Here is a 21,037-nt window from a genome sequence, read left to right as displayed (position 1 = left end):
AACCAGCCTCGCTATCGAGGAATCTGCCTGGAATCAGGGTTGAGGAGGGTATTGCTGCAGAGCGGCATGGCCGATTCAGTACAGGTTTTGTTCGGTCAGGCGCTGCACCGCGAGCTTGCGATAGCCCGAGGGCGTCATGCCCTTGAGCTGCTGGAAGCGGCGGTTGAAGTTGGAAATGTTGCTGAAGCCGGACTCGAAGCATACGTCGGTCACCGGCTTGTCGCTCTTGCTCAGCAGCTCGCAGGATTTGCTCACGCGCAGGCGATTGACGAACTCGACGAAACCACGCCCGGTGGCCTGCTTGAAGAAGCGCGAGAAGTAGCTGGTGGTCATGCCCAGGTGTTCGGCGACCTCTTCCTGGGTGATGCCCTGAGCGTAGTGCTGGAAGATGTAGTCCACCGCCCGGTTGATGCGTTCGACATGCTGTTCGTCGCCCAGCTCCGACGAGGTCACGGCCGAGAGCAACTGGTAGTCCTCGCTGCCGGCCAGCAGCTCCATGAGGATGAAGAAGTGGCCCAGACGGGTGATGCCCCGGCTGCTGGCGATCTTGCCCATCAGCACGGCGGCTTCACGAATCAACTGTGGGTCGCGGAACTCGATGCCGAACTGCGCGCGGGCCAGCAAGGGTTGCAGGGTCTTGAGCTCGGCGAACACGGCGGTGCCGCTTTCCAGCACTTCGTCGGTGAAATTGACCAGCATGTCGCGGGTCTCCACCACCTCGCCTTCCTCGACCTGGCTGATCCAGTTGTGGGGCAGTCCAGGGCCGGTGAGGAACAGGGTATGGGGGGAGAAGTTGCCGATGTAGTCGCCGATGAACACCTTGCCGGAGCTGGCGACGATCAGGTGCAGCTCGTATTCCTTGTGGAAGTGCCAGCGCACCAGCGGCGAGGGAAAGCCATGCTGACGGTAGATCAGCGAATGACCTTCATGGTCGTCCATCAGCTCGTAGGATGGGTCGGCTACGCGAGATGTGCGGGTCATGGGCAGTGCCGGTCAAAGCCTCGGTTGCTCACGTTTTAACATATCGCGACCTGCTGCCAAGTCAGAGCAGGCTCAATTGCGCACCTGGCGGGCAGAACTGCGAACAGTCCAGCATCACGCTGCCGCGTCGATCCAGGCCGAACCTGCGCCGCGCCAGGCGAAAGCGCTGCTCCAGCAGATCGGCGAACTGGCCCTCGCCACGCATGCGGCTGCCGAAACGGCTGTCGTAGTTCCGGCCGCCACGGCTCTGGCGAATCAGGCTCATCACGTGGGCGGCGCGATCCGGAAAGTGCACCTGCAGCCACTCTTCGAACAGCTCGGCGATTTCCAGCGGCAGGCGCAGCAGCACGTAGCCGGCGGAACGGGCGCCTGCATCGCGGGCGGCTTCGAGCAGCGCTTCCAGCTCCATGTCGTTGATCATGGGAATCATCGGGGCACAGATGGCGCTGACCGGTACGCCCGCCTCGTGCAGCGTGCGCATGGCCCTCAGGCGCGCCGCTGGCGCGGCGGTGCGTGGTTCCATGATGCGTTTGAGCTCGTCATCCAGGGTGGTCAGGCTGAAGGCGACGCTGACCAGATTGTGGCTGGCCAGCTCGCTGAGCAGGTCGAGGTCACGCAGGATCAGCGAGCCCTTGGTGATGATGTGCAGCGGGTGCTTGTAGCGCAGCAGGATTTCCAGAGCCTGGCGGGTCAGGCGCTGTTCGCGCTCGATGGGTTGGTAGGCGTCGGTGTTGATGCCCAGGGCGATGGGTTGCGGCACGTAGCCGGGCTTCTGCAGTTGTTCTTCGAGGCGCTCGGCCAGATTGGTCTTGGCGATCAGGCGGGTTTCGAAGTCGATGCCGGGCGACATGTCCCAGTAGGCATGGCTTGGCCGGGCGAAGCAGTAGATGCAGCCATGCTCGCAGCCACGGTACGGGTTCACCGAGCGGTCGAAGCCGACGTCCGGCGAGTTGTTGCGGGTGATCGCCGTCTTCGCCTTCTCCTGGCGCACTTCGGTGGCGCGGCTGGGCGGCGTTTCGTCCTGATACCAGCCGTCGTCTTCCCGCTGCGAACGGGTGGGCGCATAGCGGTTATGCGGGTTGCTGGCGGTGCCACGGCCACGTGGCGGCAGGCTGATGGACATGCTCGGACTCCAAAATATACTGTATAAAAATACAGTTATTTGAGAGCCGAGCAAGTCCCTTCTATCGCTGCGTCGATCAGGCCGCCGCGATCTGTGGCGCTTCCTCGCGCTTGGCGTAACGCTGCGCCAGCACCGCGCAGACCATCAGCTGGATCTGGTGGAACAGCATCAGCGGCAGGATCAGCACGCCGATGGTGCTACCGGCGAACAGCACCTGGGCCATCGGCACGCCGGTGGCCAGGCTCTTCTTCGAACCGCAGAAGAGGATGGTGATGCGGTCTTCCTGGTTGAAACCCAGCCATTTGCCCAGCAGGTGGGTCATCAGCAGGGCCAGGGCCAGCAGCACGCAGCAGGCGGCGATCACCATCAGCAGGGTGGTCAGCGGCACCTGCTGCCACAGGCCGCCAATGACCGCAGCGCTGAAGGCGGTGTAGACCACCAGCAGGATCGAGCTCTGGTCGACGTATTTCAGCCAGCTCTTGTTCTTGGTGACCCAGCCACCGATCCAGCGTTGGGCGATCTGGCCGAGCACGAACGGCAGCAGCAGTTGCAGGCTGATCTTGCCGATGGCGTCCAGCGTCGAGCCGTTGTCGCCGTGCACGCCCATCAGCAAGGCCACCAGCAGCGGGGTGAGGAAGATGCCGAGCAGGCTGGAAGCTGCCGCGCTGCAGATCGCCGCCGGGATATTGCCGCGCGCCAGCGAGGTGAAGGCGATGGCCGACTGCACGGTGGCCGGCAGCGCGCAGAGGTAGAGCATGCCCATGAACAGCTCAGTGCCCAGCAGCGGCTCCAGGGCAGGGCGCAGCGCCAGGCCAAGCAGCGGAAAGAGGATGAAGGTGCAGGCGAACACCAGCAGATGCAGGCGCCAGTGCCCGGCGCCGGCGAGAATCGCCTGGCGCGACAGCTTGGCACCGTGCATGAAGAACAGCAGGGCGATGGCCAGGTTGGTGATCCACTCGAAGATCGTGGCGACCTGGCCACTGGCAGGCAGCAGCGTGGCGGCGAGCACCACGGCGAGCAGGGTCAGGGTGAAATTGTCGGGCAGCAGGCGGCGCAGGAACATGGCGAATCTCGGACTTGCGATACAGGAGGGCGCCAGACTATCGTCGTCGAAAATTTCCGGCTAACGCCAAAGAGCCAGCAAGTGTCGCCAAACAGACATCCCGCCGCCATGCATCGCCGCCTGCCCGAGCTGCCGAGCCTGCCCCGGCCGCTCTATGGCCGCACCGAATCGTTGACCAATCGCGCCCTGACCTTCCGCCATACGCACCCCTGGGTGCAGCTGTCCTACGCCATCGCCGGGGTGCTCGAGGTGCAGACCGCGGGTGCCCGCTTCGTCGCCCCGCCGCAGCGCGCGGTGTGGGTGCCGGCGGGTGTCGAGCACCAGGTTTTCAGCTCGCCACGTACCGAGATGCGCAGCCTGTATATCGACGGCAGCGCCGTGCCCTGGGGATCGGCCGACTGCCGCGTGTTGGCGGTCAGCCCGCTGCTGCGCGAGCTGATTCGTGGTTTCAGTGCGCTGCCCGCGGAGTATGACGAGCAGGGCGCGCCGGGCCGGCTGGCCGCGGTGCTGCTGGACGAGCTGCGCGCGGCACCGGAGGTGGCGCTGGTGCTGCCGCTGCCGCAGGACGCGCGGCTGCGCGAGGTATGCAAGGGGCTGGAGAATGCGCAGCTGCGCCAGCTTGGCCTGGGCGAATGGGGTGAGCGCCTGGGCGTTTCGGAGAAAACCCTGAGCCGTCTGTTCCTGCGCGAGACGGGATTGAGCTTCCGCGTGTGGCGCCAGCGCCAACGCCTGCTCGATGCGCTGACCCCGCTGGAGCAGGGCGAGCGCGTCACCGATGTGGCGCTGGCCTGCGGGTATGACTCTTTATCGGCTTTTATCGCTGCCTTTCGCCGCCAGTTCGGTGCAACACCTGGGGAATTCTTTCGCGAGTAGCTTCTGCTTGCAGGGTTATCGCACGCCGGCTCACTTCGCGGACAAGTCCGCTCCCACGGATCAGCCATCACCACCTGTGGGAGCGGCCTTGTCCGCGAATCTTTCCAGTAATGGGCAGCCAGTGGTGGGGACGAAAGGCGCGCTGGTTTCAGTGAAGAACCACCGGCAGCGCCTTGCCGCCTTCCTGCTGCCAGGTGCCGACCAGCGAGCCATCCGGTTGCAGGTGCAGGTCGAAGGTGGCCGGCGTGTCGCCGCCTTCTTTAAGGCGCAGGTGGCCGTCGTGCAAATCCCGACCACCCAGCTCGATGCGCGTGGCGTACTTGTCGTAGAAGTAGGCGCTGGATTGCGGGCGGCTATTCTCGCTGGTGCCGACGACCAGGGTGATGGGATAGCGGCCGTCGATTTTGCCCCAGTACACGCCGCCGGCCTTCAGATCGCCCGGATGGCGACAGTCGCTGCGTTGCTCCAGCAGTAGGCAGCGCCCGTAGGGGCTGAGGTCTTCGGTCAGCTCTGTATAGGGCACGCTGTTGGCGAAGTCGCCGAGGTCATCCAGAGCTTGTGCTACGTGTGGGGCGCAATTTTCGCCGGTCAGCGTCAGTTGTTGTTTGTCGAGTTGCAGGCGGTCGTAGCGGAGGTCGGCTTTGCTACGACTGGGCAAACACTGACGATACATATCCCGTTGTTCGTCGCTGCGTTCGTCGTGGTCATCAGGGGAGAGCGATAACAACTCGTCGGTATGTCCGCCGGGTACCGGAATACCGGTCAGATAGTCTTCGATGCGCTTGCTTCGTTCCCTGCCGATGCGTTCGCCCAGGCGCTGCAGGCCGGCCGACGTGAAGAGCTGGCTCAGGCCAATGGGCTGGCCGCTGGCCAGGTCGAACAGGTAAGTGACCTGACCCATGCTGGTATAGGCCCCGGTGTACTCGCCGCTGATGGTCAGGGACAGAAAGCCAGGTTGTTCGGCGTCGATCCGGTAATCCAAGCTGTTGGTGCCCCAGATCTCACCTTCCTTCGGCCAGATACGTTCGAAAGGCGAACGCTCGAAGCGCCCCGGCAACCCTTCCAGTTCCATGGCATGCAAGTAGGTGTTGATGCGCCGGACAGCCAGGCTGTCGCCTTGCAGCACGGGGAAGCGATAGTTCGCCCAGTCGCTACGCTTGGCTTCCAGGTTTTCGACACGCAGCTCGGCGGCTACCGGCAATGCGGCGCTGAGCAGTAACAGGGGCAGAAAACGCATATGGCCCTCCATGGCCAGAAATGAAGCTACTCGCTGGGCTTCTTCAGCTTCGGATTGGGGAAGAACTGCACCGCCTGCACGTTCGGGTCGGCCGCCTTGGGCTTCAGGCCGCTGACGTTGACCCGTGTCGGCAGTTCCTTGGGCACCGAGTTGCCGTTGGCATCGAGGGTGTCGGCGTAACCGCACTTGACGCATTCGCGGTGCGGCACACCGTCGACGTTCCACATCTTGATGCTGTCGGTCTCGCTGCACGCCGGGCACACGGCGCCGGCGATAAAGCGTTTCGGCGTGCTGTTCACAGGCGTATCGCTCATGCGGCCTCCTGGCTCAGGCCAAGATGGCGCAGCAGGGCGTCGATGCTCGGCTCGCGGCCACGGAAGTCGACGAACAGCACCATCGGCGCCTGCGAGCCACCACGGGCCAGGATCGCCTCGCGGAAGGCGCGGCCGGTATCGGCGTTGAACACACCTTCTTCCTCGAACTTGGAGAAGGCGTCGGCGCTGAGCACTTCGGCCCACTTGTAGCTGTAGTAGCCGGCCGCATAGCCGCCGGCGAAGATGTGTGCGAAACCGTTGGCGAAGCGGTTGTAAGCCGGCGGGCGTAGCACCGAGACCTCGCTGCGGATCGCCTCGATCACGTCCTGCACGCTGCGGCCGTCGCCGTGGGTGGCGTGCAGCTCGAAGTCGAACAGCGAGAACTCCAGCTGGCGCACCATCATCAGCCCGGACTGGAAGTTCTTCGCCGCCAGCATCTTGTCCAGCATGGCCTGCGGCAGCGCCTCGCCACTTTCATAGTGACCGGAGATCAGCGCCAGGCCTTCCGGCTCCCAGCACCAGTTCTCCATGAACTGGCTGGGCAGCTCGACCGCATCCCAGGCCACGCCGTTGATACCCGAGGCGCCGGCATGCTCGACGCGGGTCAGCAGGTGGTGCAGGCCATGGCCGAATTCGTGGAACAGGGTGGTGACCTCGTCGTGGGTCAGCAGCGCCGGCTTGCCGCCGACCGGTGGGGTGAAGTTGCACACCAGGTTGGCCACCGGGGCGATCAGTTGGCCGTCGGCAGTACGGCGCTTGTCGCGGGCGCCGTCCATCCAGGCGCCGCCGCGCTTGTTGGCGCGGGCGTAGAGGTCGAAGAAGAAGCGGCCGACGTGCTGGCCGTTCTCCTGAATCTCGAACAGGCGCACGTCCGGGTGCCAGGTGTCGAAGCCTTTGAGCTCGCGAATCTCGATGCCGTAGAGCTTTTGCACGATGGCGAACAGGCCGGTCAGCACCTTGTCCACCGGGAACCAGGCGCGCACTTCTTCCTGGGAGATGCTGTAGCGCTGCTGGCGCAGGCGCTCGCTGTAGTAGCCGACGTCCCAGCTCTGCAGGTCATCCAGGCCCTGTTCGGCGGCGAAGGCCTTCAGCTCGGCCAGGTCCTGTTCGGCGAAGGGCTTGCTGCGCACCGCCAGGTCACGCAGGAAGCTCAGCACCTGATCGGTGGATTCGGCCATCTTGCTGGCCAGGCTCAGTTCGCTGTAGTGGGCAAAGCCGAGCAGGCGCGCCAGCTCCTGGCGCAGGTCGAGAATCTCGGCCATCAGCGGGCCGTTGTCGTTCTGTCCGGCATTCGGCCCCTGGTCGGAGGCACGGGTGCAGTAGGCGGCGTACACCTCTTCGCGCAGGGCGCGGTCGTCGGCGTAGGTCATCACCGCGTAGTAGCTGGGGAATTCCAGGGTGATCAGCCAGCCGTCCAGGCGCTTGGCCTGGGCCGCCTGCTGCATCTGCGCCTTGGCCGAGTCGGTCAGGCCGTTCAGGCGCGCTTCGTCGGTGATGTGCTTGGTCCAGGCCTGGGTGGCGTCGAGCAGCTGGTTGGAGAATTTGCTGGTCAGCTCGGACAGGCGCATCTGGATCTCGCCGTAGCGCTTCTGCTGCTCGGCTGGCAGGTCGATGCCGGACAGGCGGAAATCACGCAGGGCGTGCTCGAGGATGGTCTTCTGCGCCACATCGAAGCCTTCGGCCGCCGGGCTTTTGGCCAGCGCATCGTAGGCCTCGAACAAGGGTTTGTTCTGGCCCATCTCGGTCCAGTATTCCGACAATTTGGGCAGGCAGGCCTCGTAGGCCGCGCGCAGCTCAGGGCTGTTGCACACTGCGTTGAGGTGGCTCACCGGGCTCCAGGCACGGCCCAGGCGCGCGCCCAGCTCGTCCAGCGCCAGTACCAGGCCATCCCAGCTCGGGTTGGCCTGCTGCTGTTCGAGCAGCTTGGCGATGGCGGCACGGCTGTCGGCGAGAATCTGGTCGACGGCAGGCTCGACGTGTTGCGGTTTGATCTGCGAGTAGGGCGGCAGGTCGAAGTCTTGCAGCAGGGGATTGTTCGCGGTCACGACGAGGCACCTGTGGCGAAGGAAGGAGGGCGACAGCCGGCAAATACCGGGGCGATTGCAGTCGATATGGGGGCCATCTTAATTACAATCAAGCTTTCCCGCAGCCCAGGAGCCTCTATCGTGGCGATTCGCAAATACCAGCAACACTTCCCGCAACTGGGCGCGCGCGTCTTCGTCGACGCCAGCGCCGTGGTCATCGGCGATGTCGAGCTGGGCGAGGACAGCTCGGTGTGGCCTCTGACCGTGATCCGTGGCGACATGCACCGCATCCGCATCGGTGCGCGCACCAGCGTGCAGGATGGCAGCGTGCTGCACATCACTCACGCCGGGCCGTTCAACCCGGACGGCTTCCCGCTGACCATCGGTGACGAAGTGACCATCGGGCACAAGGTCACCCTGCACGGCTGCACCCTGGGCAACCGCATCCTGGTCGGCATGGGCAGCATCGTCATGGACGGCGCAGTGGTCGAAGACGACGTGATCATCGGTGCCGGCTCCCTGGTGCCGCCGGGCAAGCGCCTGGAAAGCGGCTACCTGTACGTCGGCAGCCCGGTGAAGCAGGCGCGAGCGCTGACCGACAAGGAGCGCAACTTCTTCAGCTACACCGCCGGCAACTACGTGAAACTCAAGGATCAGCACCTGGTCGAGGGCTACGACCAATGAGCTCCGAGCTGATCATCCGCCCCATCGAGGCGGCCGATTTCGACCAGGTCTGGCCGATCATCGAAGGCGTGGTGCAGGCGCAGGAAACCTACGCCTATACCCCCGACATGGACCGCGAAACCGCCTGGAAAACCTGGGTCGAACTGCCGCGCGCCACCTTCGTCGCCGAGCAGGACCGGCAGATTCTCGGCACCTACTACATCAAGGCCAATGCCGCAGGCCCCGGCGACCATGTGTGCAACTGCGGCTACATGACCGCTCCCGCGGCGCGGGGCAAGGGCGTGGCCAGCCGGCTCTGCGCCCATTCCCTGGAAGTGGCGCGCGAACTGGGTTTCAGCGCCATGCAGTTCAACAGTGTGGTGGCCACCAACACAGTGGCTGTGGCGTTGTGGCAGAAACACGGCTTCGAGATCGTCGGCACCCTGCCCAAGGCCTACCGCCATGCGCGACTGGGGCTGGTCGATTGCCATGTGATGTTTCGCAGTCTGCTGGACTGAGAAGCATGCGCCAGCAAGGCGGATAAGTAGCCTGGCCTCTGCATCGACTGCAGCACGTATACAGGCTGTCGCACTTTCTTCTGTCGCCAGGGGCGTTATTCTCCGACCACCTCCAAACGGACTGTGTCGACGACAAGGATCGCCCTATGACCGAACCCAATCCCTTCGCCCCGGAGCCGCTCGCGCCGACATTGGCCTCACGGCAGTTGCCGGTCTTGCCGCTGCATCTGGTGGGCGTGGTGCTGTTGATGAGCCTGATCAGCATCGCGGTCACGCTGGTCGGGTGGCTGATCAGTGATGTCGACACCGATGCCATGTTCTGGCTGCGCTACGTCGCCAGCTACTGGATGACCCATTTGCTGATGGCCGGGCTGTGCGTCTACTGGCTGGCCAATGCCTATATGGAACGCCATCGCCTGGCGAGCTACCGGCAGCCGGCGGGGTTGCTGATCGGTTATGGCCTGGTCTACCTGCTGTTGTCCTGGGCACTGGGCTTTGCCTCTGGGCAACTCTACGCATGGCTGTATCAGCAACTGGATGTCTACGGCGTCGTGCGCCTGCTGTTTGGTCTCGGCTGGTGGGGTGTCGGTTTACTGATCTTCTGCCTCGAGGCGCTGCTACCGCTCTGGCTGCTGCTGCACCTGTTCCGACACCAGGCCGACGTAGTCGCTGACGACTTGCAGGTGTCGGGGACGACACTGGCCTGGTGCTTCGCGCTGGCTGTCGTAGTGGCTTCCCTGCAACTGGCCGGGATGACCACCCAGTTACTGAGCGGGATGGCCTATGGGTATGAGCTTCAGGGCTGGGAGGGACTGGTCAACCTGGTGAATGCCGGGCTGTTTCTGCTGGTCGCGTTCTTCACCGCTCGTGCAGCACTGCCAGCGCAGGTGCGAGGATTCAATGGCGGACGGCTGGCAGCAGCGGTGGCGATCACCCTGTCATTGTGGATAGGCAGTGCACTGATTTGCGGCATTGTGCTGCTGGCGCTGCTTTGGTTTGGACTGGGGAGCAGTCTCGTATTGATGCTGTTCTTCAGCCTGCTGCAACTGGCGCTGCTCTGGCCATTCAGCCGTCTCGGCCTGCGTTGGGGCTATCGGGCGCAGGCTGCCTGAGCGTGAAGCCGGTGACAAAGGCGGGTATCCTTCGCCACCGTTCCGATTGCGAATAGGCGCTCGCCATGCATCACTCCACCATTCTCTTCGACCTCGACGGCACCCTGACCGACCCGCGTGAGGGCATTACCCGTTCGGTGCAGTACGCGCTGGCCAAGCTGGGTATCGACGAGCCGGATCTGGCTGCGCTGGAGCATTTCATCGGCCCGCCGCTGCTGCAGTGCTTCATGGCCACCTATTCGCTGGATGAGGCCACTGGCTGGCAGGCGGTCAATCACTACCGTGAGCGCTTTCGGGTGACGGGCCTCTATGAGAACCGCGTGTTCGAAGGCGTGGAGGCACTGCTCGAGGCGTTGGTGGCGCAGGGGCGCACGCTGTATATCGCTACCAGCAAGCCGACGCTGTTCGCCGAGGAGATTGCCCGGCACTTCGGTTTCGCCCGTTACTTCAAGCGCATCTATGGCAGCGAGCTGGACGGCACGCGTACCAACAAGGTGGAGCTGCTGGCGTATCTGCTGGAGTCGGAACGCCTGGTGCCCGGCTCGGCGCTGATGATCGGCGACCGCAAGCATGACCTGATCGGCGCGCGCAGCAACGGCTTGCAGGCGGTGGCGGTGGGGTACGGATTTGGCAGTCGCGAGGAGTTGCTCGGCGAGGCGCCGGACTTTCATTTCGAGACGCTGGAAGACATGCGCCGGGCGTTCCTGCCCGGCGTCTAGGCCTGTGTATCAATCGTTGCGCTGATAGACGATCTTCTGGGTACCGCCGTCGCAACTGCCGACGACCATGCTTTGATCCTGAACTTCGTCGTTCGGCACGATTTCCAGGGTATAGCTGGGCACGTTGTTGGCCTGGATCTTCACTTCGATTTCCTGCTTGAGTTCTTCGCAGGGCTTGGTCGCGGCCAGTGCGCTGCCTGCAAGCAGCATCAGGGCCAGAGCGGGAATCAGTCGTTGCATCGCTTGTACCTCCGGTGTTGGGCGAAACCTGAGTAGGTTGGACTGGCAAATGGCCGCTCAGTTCTGGCTCTTTTGCAGCAGGCCTTGCAGCTCGCTCAGGCGCTCGTCTGCCGGCAACCGACCAAGCGCGGCAACGGCCGCGTAGAAGGCCGGCCAGTTGCGCTGAGCACGCTCGAACAAGGCGGCGAAGGCCGGCACCCATTGATCGTAGAGGCCGAAGGGCAGCAGCTTGGCATTGTTCAGCGGGCTGTCGATCCAGGCGTCATAGCGCCCCTGGCCGCCCCACTCGCGCTGGCGCATGGCGCGGTAGTCGCGGCGCAGGCGCTCGAACTCGGCCTGTTTGGCGATGCGCATGTCTGCTTCCGGGAGGTCGCTGGCGTAGAGCTGGCGCAGACGTTCGCGACTGGCCAGCACCAGTTCGATGAACTGCTGGCGCTGGCGATCATCCGTGGCCGGGGGCTTTTCCCCGCGGCTCGCGTGCCACTGACGCAAGCCTTCGCGCTCGACGAAGGTGGCGAAGGATTCGTTGAAGGCCGTGTCATCCGGCAGGTAGTACTGCTGGTGCGCCAGCTCGTGGAAGATCACCGCGATGAAGCGCTCGTCGTTCCAGCGCAGCATGGTGTTCAGCAGTGGGTCGTCAAACCAGCCCAGGGTGGAATAGGCCTCGACGCCGCCGATGTAGGTGTCCAGTCCCTGCTGGCGCAGCAGCGCGGCCGCACCGCGGGCGCGGCCCTGCTGATAGTAGCCGCGGTAGGCGACGCAACCGGCGATGGGGAAACAGTGCAGCTCGGGGTCGAGGGAGAACTCCGGCGTGGCGAAGACATTCCACACCACGAAGGGTCGCTTCAGGTCGGCGTACAGGCGATAGCTGCGGTTCTCAGGCAGGTGCAGTCGTGCACTGGCGAAATCCCGTGCCTGCTGGCTCAGCGTCAGGCGCCTGGCCAGGTCGGGATCGGTAGTGGGGGCTTCGAGCAGTTGCTCCACCGGTTGGCGCGCCTGCAACAGTTGCCACTGGCCCTGGCCAAGATGGGCGTAGTAGTCGAGGGTCGAGCAGCCGCCCAGCAGCAGGGCGAGCAGGGGAACCGCGAAGCGGCGCAGCAGGTCTTTAGGGGAGGCGTTGGGCATGGCGTCACGCTAGCTGATTGCACGGGTTGTCTCCAGCCCCGGCGGCTCGAATACGCCCGCTTCGCCTCGGTTTTACCCGCCTCCCGGTGTAGGCTGGTGTCTGAACCCCATTGTGGAGGCCGCCATGCGTGCCCTGCTTCTCGCTCCTGCCCTGATGATGCTCGGGGCCTGTGCATCATCTGTTCCTCAACCTGACCCGCAGCAGGCCTGGGTCGAGCTGTATTCCAGCGCCGACACCCTGCTGATGGCCCAACGTCTGGATGGCAAGCGCTGGCCCGATGGCCGTTACTTTCAGGTGACGCCGGGCAAGCATGAACTGGAGACCCGCTTTCAGTTCGAGGTGCGTAGCGGCGGGTCGATAGGCATGCAGAGCGAGCCGTTGCGCATGACCTGCGAGATTCGCCTGCGCTATGACGACTTCGCCGCCGGCCAGCGCTACCGCGTCGAGGCACGCCAGCTGCTGATGAAGGCGCAGGCCTGGCTGTACGACGATCAGCGCAATGTGTTGGCACGTGGTGAGGTGCTGCGCTGCGGGACGGGGATCTAGATCGGATCTGCTCGGCGTCCCCGGCTGCTGCCGGGGGCGACGCGCAGGCAGGTTCAGGCTTCGAGTATGCCTTCCAGGGTGATCGTGGCGTTCAGCACCTTGGACACCGGGCAGCCGGTCTTGGCCGCTTCCACGGCTTTTTCGAATGCGGTGCGCTCGGCGCCAGGGATCTTCGCCCGCAGCGTCAGGTGCACGGCGCTGATCTCGAAGCCGCCCTCCACCTTGTCCAGGGTCACTTGCGCGGTGGTTTCGATGCTCTCGGCGATCATGCCGGCGTCGCCCAGCTCCTTGGACAGGGCCATGGAGAAACAGCCCGCATGCGCGGCGCCGATCAGCTCTTCGGGGTTGGTGCCGGGCTTGTCTTCGAAACGGGTGTTGAAACCGTAGGGCGAGTCCTTGAGGGCGCCGCTCTGGGTCGAGATGGTGCCCTTGCCGTCCTTGATGCCGCCCTGCCAGTGGGCCGAAGCTGTCTTCTTCATGTGCGTCTCCCATCGAATGAACGAGGCCGCCGGTCTGGCGACCTGTTCTGATTCAGAGGGCGGTCACGCGCACAAGTTCGAATTCAACCGCGTTGCAGCTCGGCGAGGATGTCGAAGGCATGCAAGCGGTCGCTGAAGTCGTACATGTCGCAAGTGAAGATCAGCTCGTCCGCTTCGGTCTGTTCCAGCAACTGTTCCAGGCGTTGGCGCACGGTCTGTGGCCCGCCGATCGCCGCCAGGCCGAGGAATTCGCTGACAGCCTGACGCTCATGTGGCAGCCACAGGCCTTCCATGCTCGCTACTGGTTTGCGTTGCACCAGGCTCTGGCCACGGATCAGCGACAGGATGCGCTGGAACGCCGAGGTGGCCAGGTACTGCGCCTGCTCGTCGCTGTCCGCTGCCAGCAGCGGCACACCGAGCATCACGTAGGGCTTGTCCAGCACCTGCGAGGGGCGGAAGTGATTGCGGTAGATGCGGATTGCCTCGTGCATGAAGCGCGGCGCGAAGTGCGAGGCGAAGGCATAGGGCAAGCCTTTGCTGCCGGCCAGCTGGGCGCTGAACAGGCTGGAGCCGAGTAGCCAGAGCGGCACATTGGTGCCGGTGCCGGGCATGGCGATCACCCGCTGCCCTTGCTGGCGCGGGCCGAGGTAGGCCTGCAGCTCTTCCACGTCACTGGGGAAGTCGTCGGCGCTGCCATCACGGCTGCGGCGCAGGGCATGGGCGGTGAACTGGTCGGCACCGGGCGCACGGCCCAGGCCCAGCTCGATACGGCCAGGGTAGAGCGTGGCGAGGGTGCCGAACTGCTCGGCGATCACCAGCGGCGCATGGTTGGGCAGCATCACGCCGCCTGCTCCGAGGCGGATCTTCGAGGTGCCGGCGGCCAGGTAGCCGATCAGCACGGAAGTGGCGGAGCTGGCGATGCCGTCCATGTTGTGGTGCTCGGCCACCCAGAAACGTTCGAAACCCAAGCTCTCGACGTGGCGCGCCAGCGCCAGCGAGTTGTGCAGGGCCTGGGCGGCGTCGCCATCGTCGCGAATCGGTGCCAGGTCGAGGGTGGAGAGCTTGATGGAGGCCAGTCGGCTCATGGAGAGTCTCCTCGTTGCGTGGCTGGCTACTCTAACCCTTCGGGTCGAGGCCGCGCACGCCAGGCGCAGACATAGTCATCATCGATGTGGCTGATGCGCTGGCGGCAGACCCCTTTGCCCAACCCGGTTGCGTCGCCGCATCGTTGTACAAAGCGCTTGGGATCTGGCGTCCGCTGCCGGGCTGGTGGTGTCTCACGTCTGCACCTCCGGGGTCGGCTTTCCCTCGTCCTGGGGGCTGCGCAGGCCGTCGAAGCAGTCCTCACCGCTGAGCAGGCGCTGCAATTCCTGCGGGGAGCGCGGGCGGCTGAACCAGAACCCCTGGGCGTAGTGACAGCCTTCGCTGGTAAGGAAGTCGAGCTGCGCCTGTTTTTCCACACCTTCGGCGACCACTGCCAGGCCCAGGCTATGACCGAGGCCGATGATCGCCCGGCTGATGGCCAGCGATTCGGTGTCCTGCGGGGCGCCGGCGATGAAGCTCTTGTCCACCTTGATGATGTGCAGGGGGAAGCGCTTGAGATAGCCGAGCGACGAGTAGCCGGTGCCGAAATCATCGAGCGCCAGCTGGATGCCGAAGCTGGCCAGCTCGCGCAGGCAGGCCAGGTTTTGCGCGCTGTCCTCCATCAATTGGCTTTCGGTGATCTCCAGCACCAGGCTGGAGGGTGGCAAGCCGGTTCGCTGGAGGATGTCGGCGACGCGCGCGGCGAAATCACTCTGCTGCAACTGGCGGCTCGACAGATTCACCGAGCAGCGCAGGTGCGGCTGCCCGGTGCGCTGCCAGATGCGTACCTGGCTGCAGGCCTGCTGCAGCACCCAGTCACCCACCGCGAGAATTTCACCGGACTCTTCGAGGCAGGGAATGAATTCCAGCGGTGCGACCACGCGGCCCTCGTGCTGCCAGCGCAGCAGGGCTTCCACGCCGATCAGTTGCGGCTGGTTGCCGTCGAGCTGGCAGATCGGCTGGTACGCCAGGTGCAGTTCGTGTCGCATGCCGGCCTGGGCCAGGGCATTTTGCAACTCCAGCTGGCGCTGCGCCTGTTGCTGCAGTTCGTTGCTGTAGCGGGCGAATTGAGCCTTGCCCGCACTCTTGGCCCGGTACAGTGCGAGGTCGGCGGCCTGCAGCGGATCCAGCGGCTGGCCGCTCTCCTGCAGAGCGGCGATGCCGATGCTGGCGCTGATGGCCAGCGTCTGCTCCTGCAGTTTGAGCGGCACGTGCAGGTTGTCCAGCATGCGCTGGGCGACGCGCTCGGCGTCCCCCATGCAGGCCAGGTCATCGAGCAGGGCGACGAACTCGTCACCACCGAAACGCGCCAGGTGATCGCCGGGGCGCAGGCAGTGGCTGAGGCGTTCGGCCACCTCCACCAGAACCCGGTCGCCGGTCTGGTGGCCGAGGCTGTCATTGATCAGCTTGAAGCGATCCAGATCGATGAACAGCAGGGCAGCCTCACGTGCCCCCGGACGTTGCTGGCGTTGCATGGCCTGTTGCAGCAGCTCGCCGAGCCGCGCGCGGTTGGCCAGGCCGGTGAGCGGATCGTGACGTGCGGCATGATGCAGTTGCTCCTCGGCTGCACGACGCTGGCTGATGTCGCTCTGCGAGCCCGCCATGCGGCGCAGGCCGCCACTGCAGATTTCCACCACGCCACGCACCAGCACCCACAGGTAACTGCCGTCCTGACGGCGAATGCGATATTCGTGGTTGAGGAAGGGCGTGAGCCCGCGCAGGTGGTTGTCGATGGCCTGACGCAGGCCGGGCAGGTCGTCGCCGTGTACGCGGCTGAACCAGCTCTGGCTGGTGGGCGAGAGGCTGTCGCGGTCGAGGTCGAGCATGCGAATCCAGCGCTCGGAGAGGTACAGCTGGTCCTGCTCCAGCTGCCATTCCCAGAGTCCATCGTTGGCGCCGCGCATGGCGCGGGCATAGCGCGCCTCGCTGTCCTGCAGCGCCTTGCGTTGGGCGGCGCCGTAGCTGTCCAGGGCCAGGCCAATGTCGAAGAACACCTTCTTGATCAGGCTGGAGAAGCAGTCGCTGGCTACGGAAGACCCGAGCAGCTCGCCAAGCAGTCGGTCCAGGTACAGGCGGTAGGCGCCCAGATACCACTTCAGGTCGACGCCGGTGTGTTGATGCACCCAGCCGATGCGCAGGCGTTCCAATACGTACGCTTCGTCCAGCGGGCTTTGCCACAGGCCCCGGTAGTAGTCGGCCTGGCGCTGCTTGAGGCGTTCGGTCGTGGCCGGATCGCCGAGGATTGCGGCCGGGGCCGGGTAGTCGGCCAGTTGCTGGTAGAGCGTGTCGACGAAATGCTGATTGGCGTGTTCGGCCCGTTGCGCGCAACGCGACAAGCGCTCGTTGTCGGTTTGTCTCCAGCCGAGAAAGCGCAGGCGCTGGTGCAGCTCATCCGGGTCTGGCGCGATATGTTGCAGCAGGTCTTGGAATTCTTGTTCGTTGCCCATTTCAGCCTCGTGCTTTTCCTCAGCGCAAAAAAAAGCGCCGCCGACCGCACTTCCTCGAAGGAAGGCAGCCAGCGGCGCTCTGTCTTGCAGGCCCTGTGTCCTGCCCGGCAAAGCCGGTCTCCGCATGGGGCGGAACCTACTGTGGCTAGCTTTTACCGCATTGCCCCAGAGCGGACAACTCTTCGCGCAGCTGGCTCAGGCGTTTACGCAACTGGGCCAATTGCACGGACTTGAATGCATGGCGGGTGCCCTCCAGAACTGCGATGGCGTCGTCCAGATGGCTTTGTACGTCGCCGAGGCTGCCCGCCGGCAGGCGTTGTAACCAGCCACACAGCGGCTTTTGCTGGCAGCCGTCGAGACTGTCGATGACCTGACAGAGTGGCGCCTGTTGGCGCACAAGCCTTGCGATGCGCTGACTGGACGCGGCGTCCGGCAGGCTGAGCAGTAAGTGAGTCTGAGACATGACCGTCGCGCTATATGGCAAGTGGCTATCTAATGCTACGGCGCCGCCGCTGGTGGTTTATTGATCAGGATCAGTCCGGCTCGTGCTCGTACCCAGGCTGTACCAGCCGGCTTCAGCCAATACCGTGCAGCACGGCCTGCGGCGGGCTGGCGAGTCCCCGGTTGTCTGGAGCAGGCCCTGGCCCGAGCCTCACACACGCCGTTACGAGCGATTGGCCAACAAGGCGTGCATATTCGGCCTGAGGGGTTAGACTTCCCTCCCGGACGTTGCTCATAAGGCGCGCTCGCTCAAAACAACAGAAAAAGGAGATTTCCCATGAAAGGCACATCCTTGGCATGGGTCCTGTCCGCCGCACTCGCGGGCACTGCCCTGAGTGGCATGGCACAGGCCGAAGAAAAATTCGTCACCATCGGCACCGGCGGCCAGACAGGTGTGTATTACGTCGCCGGCCAGTCCATCTGCCGCTTCCTCAACCGTGGCACCGCCGAGCACGGCATCAAGTGCAACGCTCCGGCCAGTGGCGGCGGCGTGGCCAACGTGAATGGCATTCGCAGCGGCGAATTCAACTTCGGCATCATGCAGTCCGACCATCAGTACAAGGCGCTCAACGGTCTTGCACCGTTCGAGGCCGAAGGGGCGATGAGCGACATCCGCGCCGTCTTCTCCCTGCAGAGCGAAGTGTTCACCATCCTCGCCCGTCGCGATGCCAACATCAAAAGCTTCGATGACCTCAAGGGCAAGCGTGTCAACGTCGGCAATCCGGGTTCCGGCCAGCGTGACACCCTGGAAGAGATCATGGCCGTCAAAGGCTGGGATCGTTCCGCCTTCGCTCTGGCTGCCGAGTTGAAGCCGGCCGAACAGGCCAGCGCTCTGGGCGACAACAATATCGACGCCATGACCTACTTCGTCGGTCATCCCAATGGTGCGATCCAGGAAGCCACCACTACCACCGACGCCGTTCTGGTTCCGGTGACTGGCCCCGAAATCGACAAGCTGCTGTCCGAGAAGACCTACTACACCAAGGCCGACATCCCAGGCGGCCTGTATCGGGGTAACGACCAGCCGACCCCGTCCATCGGCGGCAAAGCCGTGCTGTCCACCAGCGCCAAGGCCGACCCGGAAGTGGTCTACCAACTGGTCAAGTCGGTGTTCGACAATATCGATCGCTTCAAGCGTCTGCACCCTGCCTTCGCTGACCTGAAGGAAGAGGACATGATCAAGGTCGGTCTGACCGCCCCGCTGCATGAAGGCGCCGAGCGTTACTACAAAGAACGCGGCTGGCTGTAAGCCGGCATCCGGCGATAGGCGAAACCGCGGCTCTGGCCGCGGTTTTCTTTTGCCCCGAGGGTTGCCTCAGCGCTGTCCGTCGAGCAGGTCGATGGCCAGCGTCTGCAGGCGTTTCAGCAGGGCTTGCTGAGCGGCAGAAGGCGTCTCGTCGCAACGCCGCAACAGGTACAGGGGCACGGGGATGAAGGGCTCCAGCGGGCGGGCCTGAACGTCTCCGCGATTGCCTGACAAGGCCGTGAACGGGTCGACCAGGGCCAGCCCCTGCCCGGCAGCCACCAGCATGCGGGCCAACTGGTAGGTCTGTACCGAAATGTCGATGCGGGCTGGTGGGTCCAGCTCCTGGATGTGCCCGCGTAGCAGGCCGCCCAAGGCGTCTCGTGTGTCCAGGCCGATCAGGCTCAGCCCCGCCATGTTCTGCAGGCGAATGGGCGTCGCGCATTCCTGGTTACTCCACCAACCCGGTGGGGCGATGGCCATCATCTTTCCCTGTGTCAGCACTTCAGTGTGCAGGTCCGGGTGCTCCACGCGTTGCAGCGTTAGACCCAGATCGGCCTCGCGCAGCAACAGGGCCTGGATGATTTCGCTGGTGTGCTGGGTCGCGAGGTCGCATCGGGTGTGCGGAAAATCGGCGCGCCAGCCGCATACCACGTCAGGCAGCAGGGTTTGCGCCAGAGTGGGTGTGCAGATCAGACGCAGCGCGCGTTCCTCACCGCGGCGCAGGCTATCGGACAGGCGCCGCAGATCCTGCAGTTCGGCAGCGAGGCGTTCGGTCTGTTGCTGCAGTATTCGCGCTTCGGCGGTAGGCAGCAGCTTGCCGCGTACACGGCTGAACAGGGCAAACCCCAGCTGCTGTTCGGCATGCTGAAGAATCTTGCTGGCAGCCGGCTGGGAGATGTGCAGCAGCTCTGCCGCTGCCGTGAGACTCCCGGTCTGCAGGACTGCCTGAAATAGTTCGACGTGGCGTAGGCGCATGAGCAATCCGTGTTCCCGCGTAGTCGAGGGAACATAACCTAGGGTTATGGGCTGCCGCCATCTTTTCATTGGCCGCTCGTTTCGGCCCTCCATACCCTGACTTCATTCAGATGCGGGGGATGGATCATGCGGGTCGCGGTTATCGGTGGTGGGGTGATAGGGCTGAGCATGGCCTACGCGCTGCTCCGTCAAGGGTATCGGGTGGATCTGATCGAGCAGCGTGAGGAAGTGGCGCTGGAGACCAGTTTCGCCAACGGTGGTCAGCTCAGTTATCGCTATGTCTCACCCTTGGCCGATGCCGGTGTGCCGCTGCAGGCGCTGTCGTGGATGCTGCAGGGGAATGCCCCGCTGCGTTTTCGCCCCAGCCTGAGCCCGCACCAGTGGCAATGGTGCTTGCGCTTTCTGCTGGCTTGCCGCCGCTCGGTGAACCAGCGCAATGGCGCGCACCTGCTGCGCCTGGCCTTGTACAGCCAGTCGGTATTGCAGGGTTGGCGCGAGCAGGAGGCGCTGGATGATTTCTCCTGGCGCGCCAATGGCAAGTTGGTGATCTACCGCAACGCTGCGAGCTGGAACAAGGCGCGCAGCGCAGTCGGTGAATCGGCGCATCAACGCCTGCTCGACGCTGATCAATGCCTTGAGCTGGAGCCTGCCCTCGAAGGGCTGGCCGGCCGATTCCAGGGCGGTGTCTTCGCGGCCGGTGACGAGGTCGGTGACTGTCATCAGTTTTGCCGACAACTGCTGCGCAAGCTGCGCAGCAATCCGTCGTTCCGCCTGCATGCCGGGCGGCGGGTCACTGCGCTACCCCTTGAGCACGGCAGGGTCAGGGCCGTGGCGCTGCATGACGGGGAGCTGGAGGTCGATCATGTGGTGGTCGCGGCAGGTGTCGGCAGCGTGGCATTGCTCCGCCCGCTGGGGGTGCGACTGCCGATATACCCGCTCAAGGGCTACAGCCTCACCTTGCCGCTGGCCGACCGCGCAGCGGGCCCGGAGACCAATGTCACCGATTACGACCACAAGGTGGTCTACGCCCGCCTGGGCGAGCGTTTGCGGGTTGCTGCAATGGTCGATATCGGCGGTTGGGATGCCACGCCAGACCCTGATCGGCTGGCTGAATTGAGACAGCTTGCCCAGGCCAGCTTTCCTCGCGCGGGCGATTACGCGGCTGCCGAGACCTGGGCGGGAATGCGCCCGGCGACACCGGAGGGCACGCCACTGTTGGGCGCCAGCGGCATCGGCAATCTCTGGCTGAACGTCGGCCATGGCAGCCTGGGCTTCACCCTGGCATGCGGCAGCGCCGAGGTGCTGGCGCAACTGATAGGCCAGCAACAACCGGCGATCGCTCTCGATGGTATGCAGTTGGCATCCTGAGAACCCCCGAACACTCACAACAGCAGGAGTTTGCCATGTCCGTGCAACGTATTCAGACCAACGACCGCCTTTCTGGCGCGACGATCTTCTCCGATCTGGTGTTCCTCTCTGGCCAGGTGCCGAGCGACCGCAGCCAGGATGTAGCTGGGCAGACCGCCCAGGTGCTGGAAAAGATCGACGCGCTGCTGACCGAGGCGGGATCGGATCGAAGTCACATGCTCAGCGCGCAGATCTGGCTGAAAGACATCGAGAAGGACTTTGCTGCCATGAATGCGGTCTGGAGTGATTGGCTGCCAGCCGGCTGCGCGCCTGCCCGGGCCACGGTCGAGGCACGCCTGGCTTCTGCCGATGTCCTGGTCGAGATCATGGTCATTGCAGTACGTAAGGCGGCTTGACGGC

General features: G+C 64.4%; 22 protein-coding genes. 9 read left to right on the top strand and 13 right to left on the bottom strand.

Annotation, left to right across the window (positions count from 1 at the left end):
• Nucleotides 1-75: 75 nt before the first annotated feature.
• The 3 genes from PCLY_RS07530 to PCLY_RS07520 all read right to left on the bottom strand — a co-directional run bounded on the left by PCLY_RS07530 (nucleotide 76) and on the right by PCLY_RS07520 (nucleotide 3,167).
• The gene (locus PCLY_RS07530) at nucleotides 76-981 is read right to left on the bottom strand and encodes an AraC family transcriptional regulator (protein WP_061238678.1); all 906 of its coding nucleotides are present in this window, start codon (nucleotides 979-981) and stop codon (nucleotides 76-78) included.
• Nucleotides 982-1,042: 61 nt separating this feature from the next.
• Complete coding sequence (locus tag PCLY_RS07525) at nucleotides 1,043-2,104, bottom strand: PA0069 family radical SAM protein (RefSeq protein ID WP_061238677.1); 1,062 nt, start codon at nucleotides 2,102-2,104, stop codon at nucleotides 1,043-1,045.
• Nucleotides 2,105-2,180: 76 nt separating this feature from the next.
• Nucleotides 2,181-3,167 carry a bile acid:sodium symporter family protein gene (locus PCLY_RS07520; protein ID WP_061238676.1) on the bottom strand — a complete coding sequence of 329 codons (987 nt, stop codon included), beginning with the start codon at nucleotides 3,165-3,167 and terminating at the stop codon, nucleotides 2,181-2,183.
• Between the two features lie 108 nt (nucleotides 3,168-3,275).
• Between PCLY_RS07520 and PCLY_RS07515 the strand changes: the two genes are divergently transcribed.
• Entirely contained in the window at nucleotides 3,276-4,040 is a 765-nt protein-coding gene (locus tag PCLY_RS07515) for an AraC family transcriptional regulator (protein WP_061238675.1), read from the top strand.
• A gap of 148 nt (nucleotides 4,041-4,188) precedes the next feature.
• Here PCLY_RS07515 and PCLY_RS07510 read toward each other — a convergent pair whose 3' ends face one another.
• From PCLY_RS07510 to prlC, 3 genes are read right to left on the bottom strand one after another with little or no spacing between them, the layout of a single operon-like run.
• Nucleotides 4,189-5,277, bottom strand: a complete 1,089-nt coding sequence (locus PCLY_RS07510; RefSeq protein WP_061238674.1) for a DUF3298 domain-containing protein — start codon at nucleotides 5,275-5,277, stop codon at nucleotides 4,189-4,191.
• A gap of 26 nt (nucleotides 5,278-5,303) precedes the next feature.
• The gene (locus PCLY_RS07505) at nucleotides 5,304-5,591 is read right to left on the bottom strand and encodes a YheV family putative zinc ribbon protein (protein ID WP_061238673.1); all 288 of its coding nucleotides are present in this window, start codon (nucleotides 5,589-5,591) and stop codon (nucleotides 5,304-5,306) included.
• A complete protein-coding gene (gene prlC, locus PCLY_RS07500; RefSeq protein WP_061238672.1) occupies nucleotides 5,588-7,636 on the bottom strand; it encodes an oligopeptidase A in 2,049 nt (682 codons plus the stop codon). Before prlC ends, PCLY_RS07505 begins: the two co-directional genes overlap by 4 nt.
• Nucleotides 7,637-7,756: 120 nt before the next feature.
• Between prlC and PCLY_RS07495 the strand changes: the two genes are divergently transcribed.
• The 4 genes from PCLY_RS07495 (at nucleotide 7,757) to PCLY_RS07480 (ending at nucleotide 10,627) form a co-directional block, all read left to right on the top strand.
• Entirely contained in the window at nucleotides 7,757-8,299 is a 543-nt protein-coding gene (locus PCLY_RS07495; protein WP_061238671.1) for a gamma carbonic anhydrase family protein, read from the top strand.
• Nucleotides 8,296-8,796: a GNAT family N-acetyltransferase gene (locus tag PCLY_RS07490; RefSeq protein ID WP_061238670.1), complete on the top strand. Its 501-nt coding sequence runs from the start codon at nucleotides 8,296-8,298 to the stop codon at nucleotides 8,794-8,796. The genes PCLY_RS07495 and PCLY_RS07490 overlap by 4 nt, the downstream gene beginning before the upstream one ends.
• 146 nt (nucleotides 8,797-8,942) lie before the next feature.
• Entirely contained in the window at nucleotides 8,943-9,908 is a 966-nt protein-coding gene (locus PCLY_RS07485; protein ID WP_061238669.1) for a hypothetical protein, read from the top strand.
• Nucleotides 9,909-9,973: 65 nt separating this feature from the next.
• Nucleotides 9,974-10,627, top strand: a complete 654-nt coding sequence (locus PCLY_RS07480) for an HAD family hydrolase (protein WP_061238668.1) — start codon at nucleotides 9,974-9,976, stop codon at nucleotides 10,625-10,627.
• 9 nt (nucleotides 10,628-10,636) lie between these two features.
• Here PCLY_RS07480 and PCLY_RS07475 read toward each other — a convergent pair whose 3' ends face one another.
• Together PCLY_RS07475 and PCLY_RS07470 are read right to left on the bottom strand one after the other, a co-directional pair.
• Nucleotides 10,637-10,867 carry a DUF1161 domain-containing protein gene (locus PCLY_RS07475; RefSeq protein WP_061238667.1) on the bottom strand — a complete coding sequence of 77 codons (231 nt, stop codon included), beginning with the start codon at nucleotides 10,865-10,867 and terminating at the stop codon, nucleotides 10,637-10,639.
• 57 nt (nucleotides 10,868-10,924) lie between these two features.
• Entirely contained in the window at nucleotides 10,925-11,992 is a 1,068-nt protein-coding gene (locus tag PCLY_RS07470; protein ID WP_061238666.1) for an aminopeptidase, read from the bottom strand.
• Nucleotides 11,993-12,116: 124 nt separating this feature from the next.
• On the opposite strand from PCLY_RS07470, the gene PCLY_RS07465 reads away from it, so the two are divergent.
• Nucleotides 12,117-12,539 (top strand): PA0061/PA0062 family lipoprotein, encoded by a 423-nt coding sequence (locus PCLY_RS07465; protein ID WP_061238665.1) that lies wholly within the window; start codon nucleotides 12,117-12,119, stop codon nucleotides 12,537-12,539.
• Between the two features lie 53 nt (nucleotides 12,540-12,592).
• On the opposite strand, the gene PCLY_RS07460 is transcribed toward PCLY_RS07465, so the two are convergent.
• From PCLY_RS07460 to PCLY_RS07445, 4 genes are all read right to left on the bottom strand, one after another.
• Complete coding sequence (locus PCLY_RS07460) at nucleotides 12,593-13,018, bottom strand: OsmC family protein (RefSeq protein WP_061238664.1); 426 nt, start codon at nucleotides 13,016-13,018, stop codon at nucleotides 12,593-12,595.
• 83 nt (nucleotides 13,019-13,101) lie between these two features.
• Nucleotides 13,102-14,103, bottom strand: a complete 1,002-nt coding sequence (locus tag PCLY_RS07455; RefSeq protein WP_061238663.1) for an LLM class flavin-dependent oxidoreductase — start codon at nucleotides 14,101-14,103, stop codon at nucleotides 13,102-13,104.
• A 192-nt stretch (nucleotides 14,104-14,295) separates the two neighbouring features.
• A complete protein-coding gene (locus PCLY_RS07450) occupies nucleotides 14,296-16,548 on the bottom strand; it encodes a putative bifunctional diguanylate cyclase/phosphodiesterase (protein ID WP_061238662.1) in 2,253 nt (750 codons plus the stop codon).
• 145 nt (nucleotides 16,549-16,693) lie between these two features.
• A complete protein-coding gene (locus PCLY_RS07445; RefSeq protein WP_061238661.1) occupies nucleotides 16,694-17,011 on the bottom strand; it encodes a hypothetical protein in 318 nt (105 codons plus the stop codon).
• A gap of 315 nt (nucleotides 17,012-17,326) precedes the next feature.
• Between PCLY_RS07445 and PCLY_RS07440 the strand changes: the two genes are divergently transcribed.
• Nucleotides 17,327-18,298, top strand: a complete 972-nt coding sequence (locus tag PCLY_RS07440) for a TAXI family TRAP transporter solute-binding subunit (protein WP_061238660.1) — start codon at nucleotides 17,327-17,329, stop codon at nucleotides 18,296-18,298.
• Nucleotides 18,299-18,364: 66 nt separating this feature from the next.
• Here the strand turns inward: PCLY_RS07440 and PCLY_RS07435 are convergent, their stop codons facing one another.
• Complete coding sequence (locus PCLY_RS07435; protein WP_061238659.1) at nucleotides 18,365-19,270, bottom strand: LysR family transcriptional regulator; 906 nt, start codon at nucleotides 19,268-19,270, stop codon at nucleotides 18,365-18,367.
• 126 nt (nucleotides 19,271-19,396) lie between these two features.
• Between PCLY_RS07435 and PCLY_RS07430 the strand changes: the two genes are divergently transcribed.
• A complete protein-coding gene (locus PCLY_RS07430; protein ID WP_061238658.1) occupies nucleotides 19,397-20,638 on the top strand; it encodes a D-amino acid dehydrogenase in 1,242 nt (413 codons plus the stop codon).
• Nucleotides 20,639-20,673: 35 nt separating this feature from the next.
• A complete protein-coding gene (locus tag PCLY_RS07425) occupies nucleotides 20,674-21,033 on the top strand; it encodes a RidA family protein (protein WP_061238657.1) in 360 nt (119 codons plus the stop codon).
• The last annotated feature ends 4 nt before the right edge of the window (nucleotides 21,034-21,037 follow it).

Source organism: Ectopseudomonas composti (assembly GCF_001567565.1).
Taxonomy (GTDB): Bacteria; Pseudomonadota; Gammaproteobacteria; order Pseudomonadales; family Pseudomonadaceae; genus Aquipseudomonas; species Aquipseudomonas composti_A.
The sequence above is the reverse complement of the archived record's forward strand: the minus strand, read 5'-3'. Positions and strand labels throughout refer to the sequence as shown.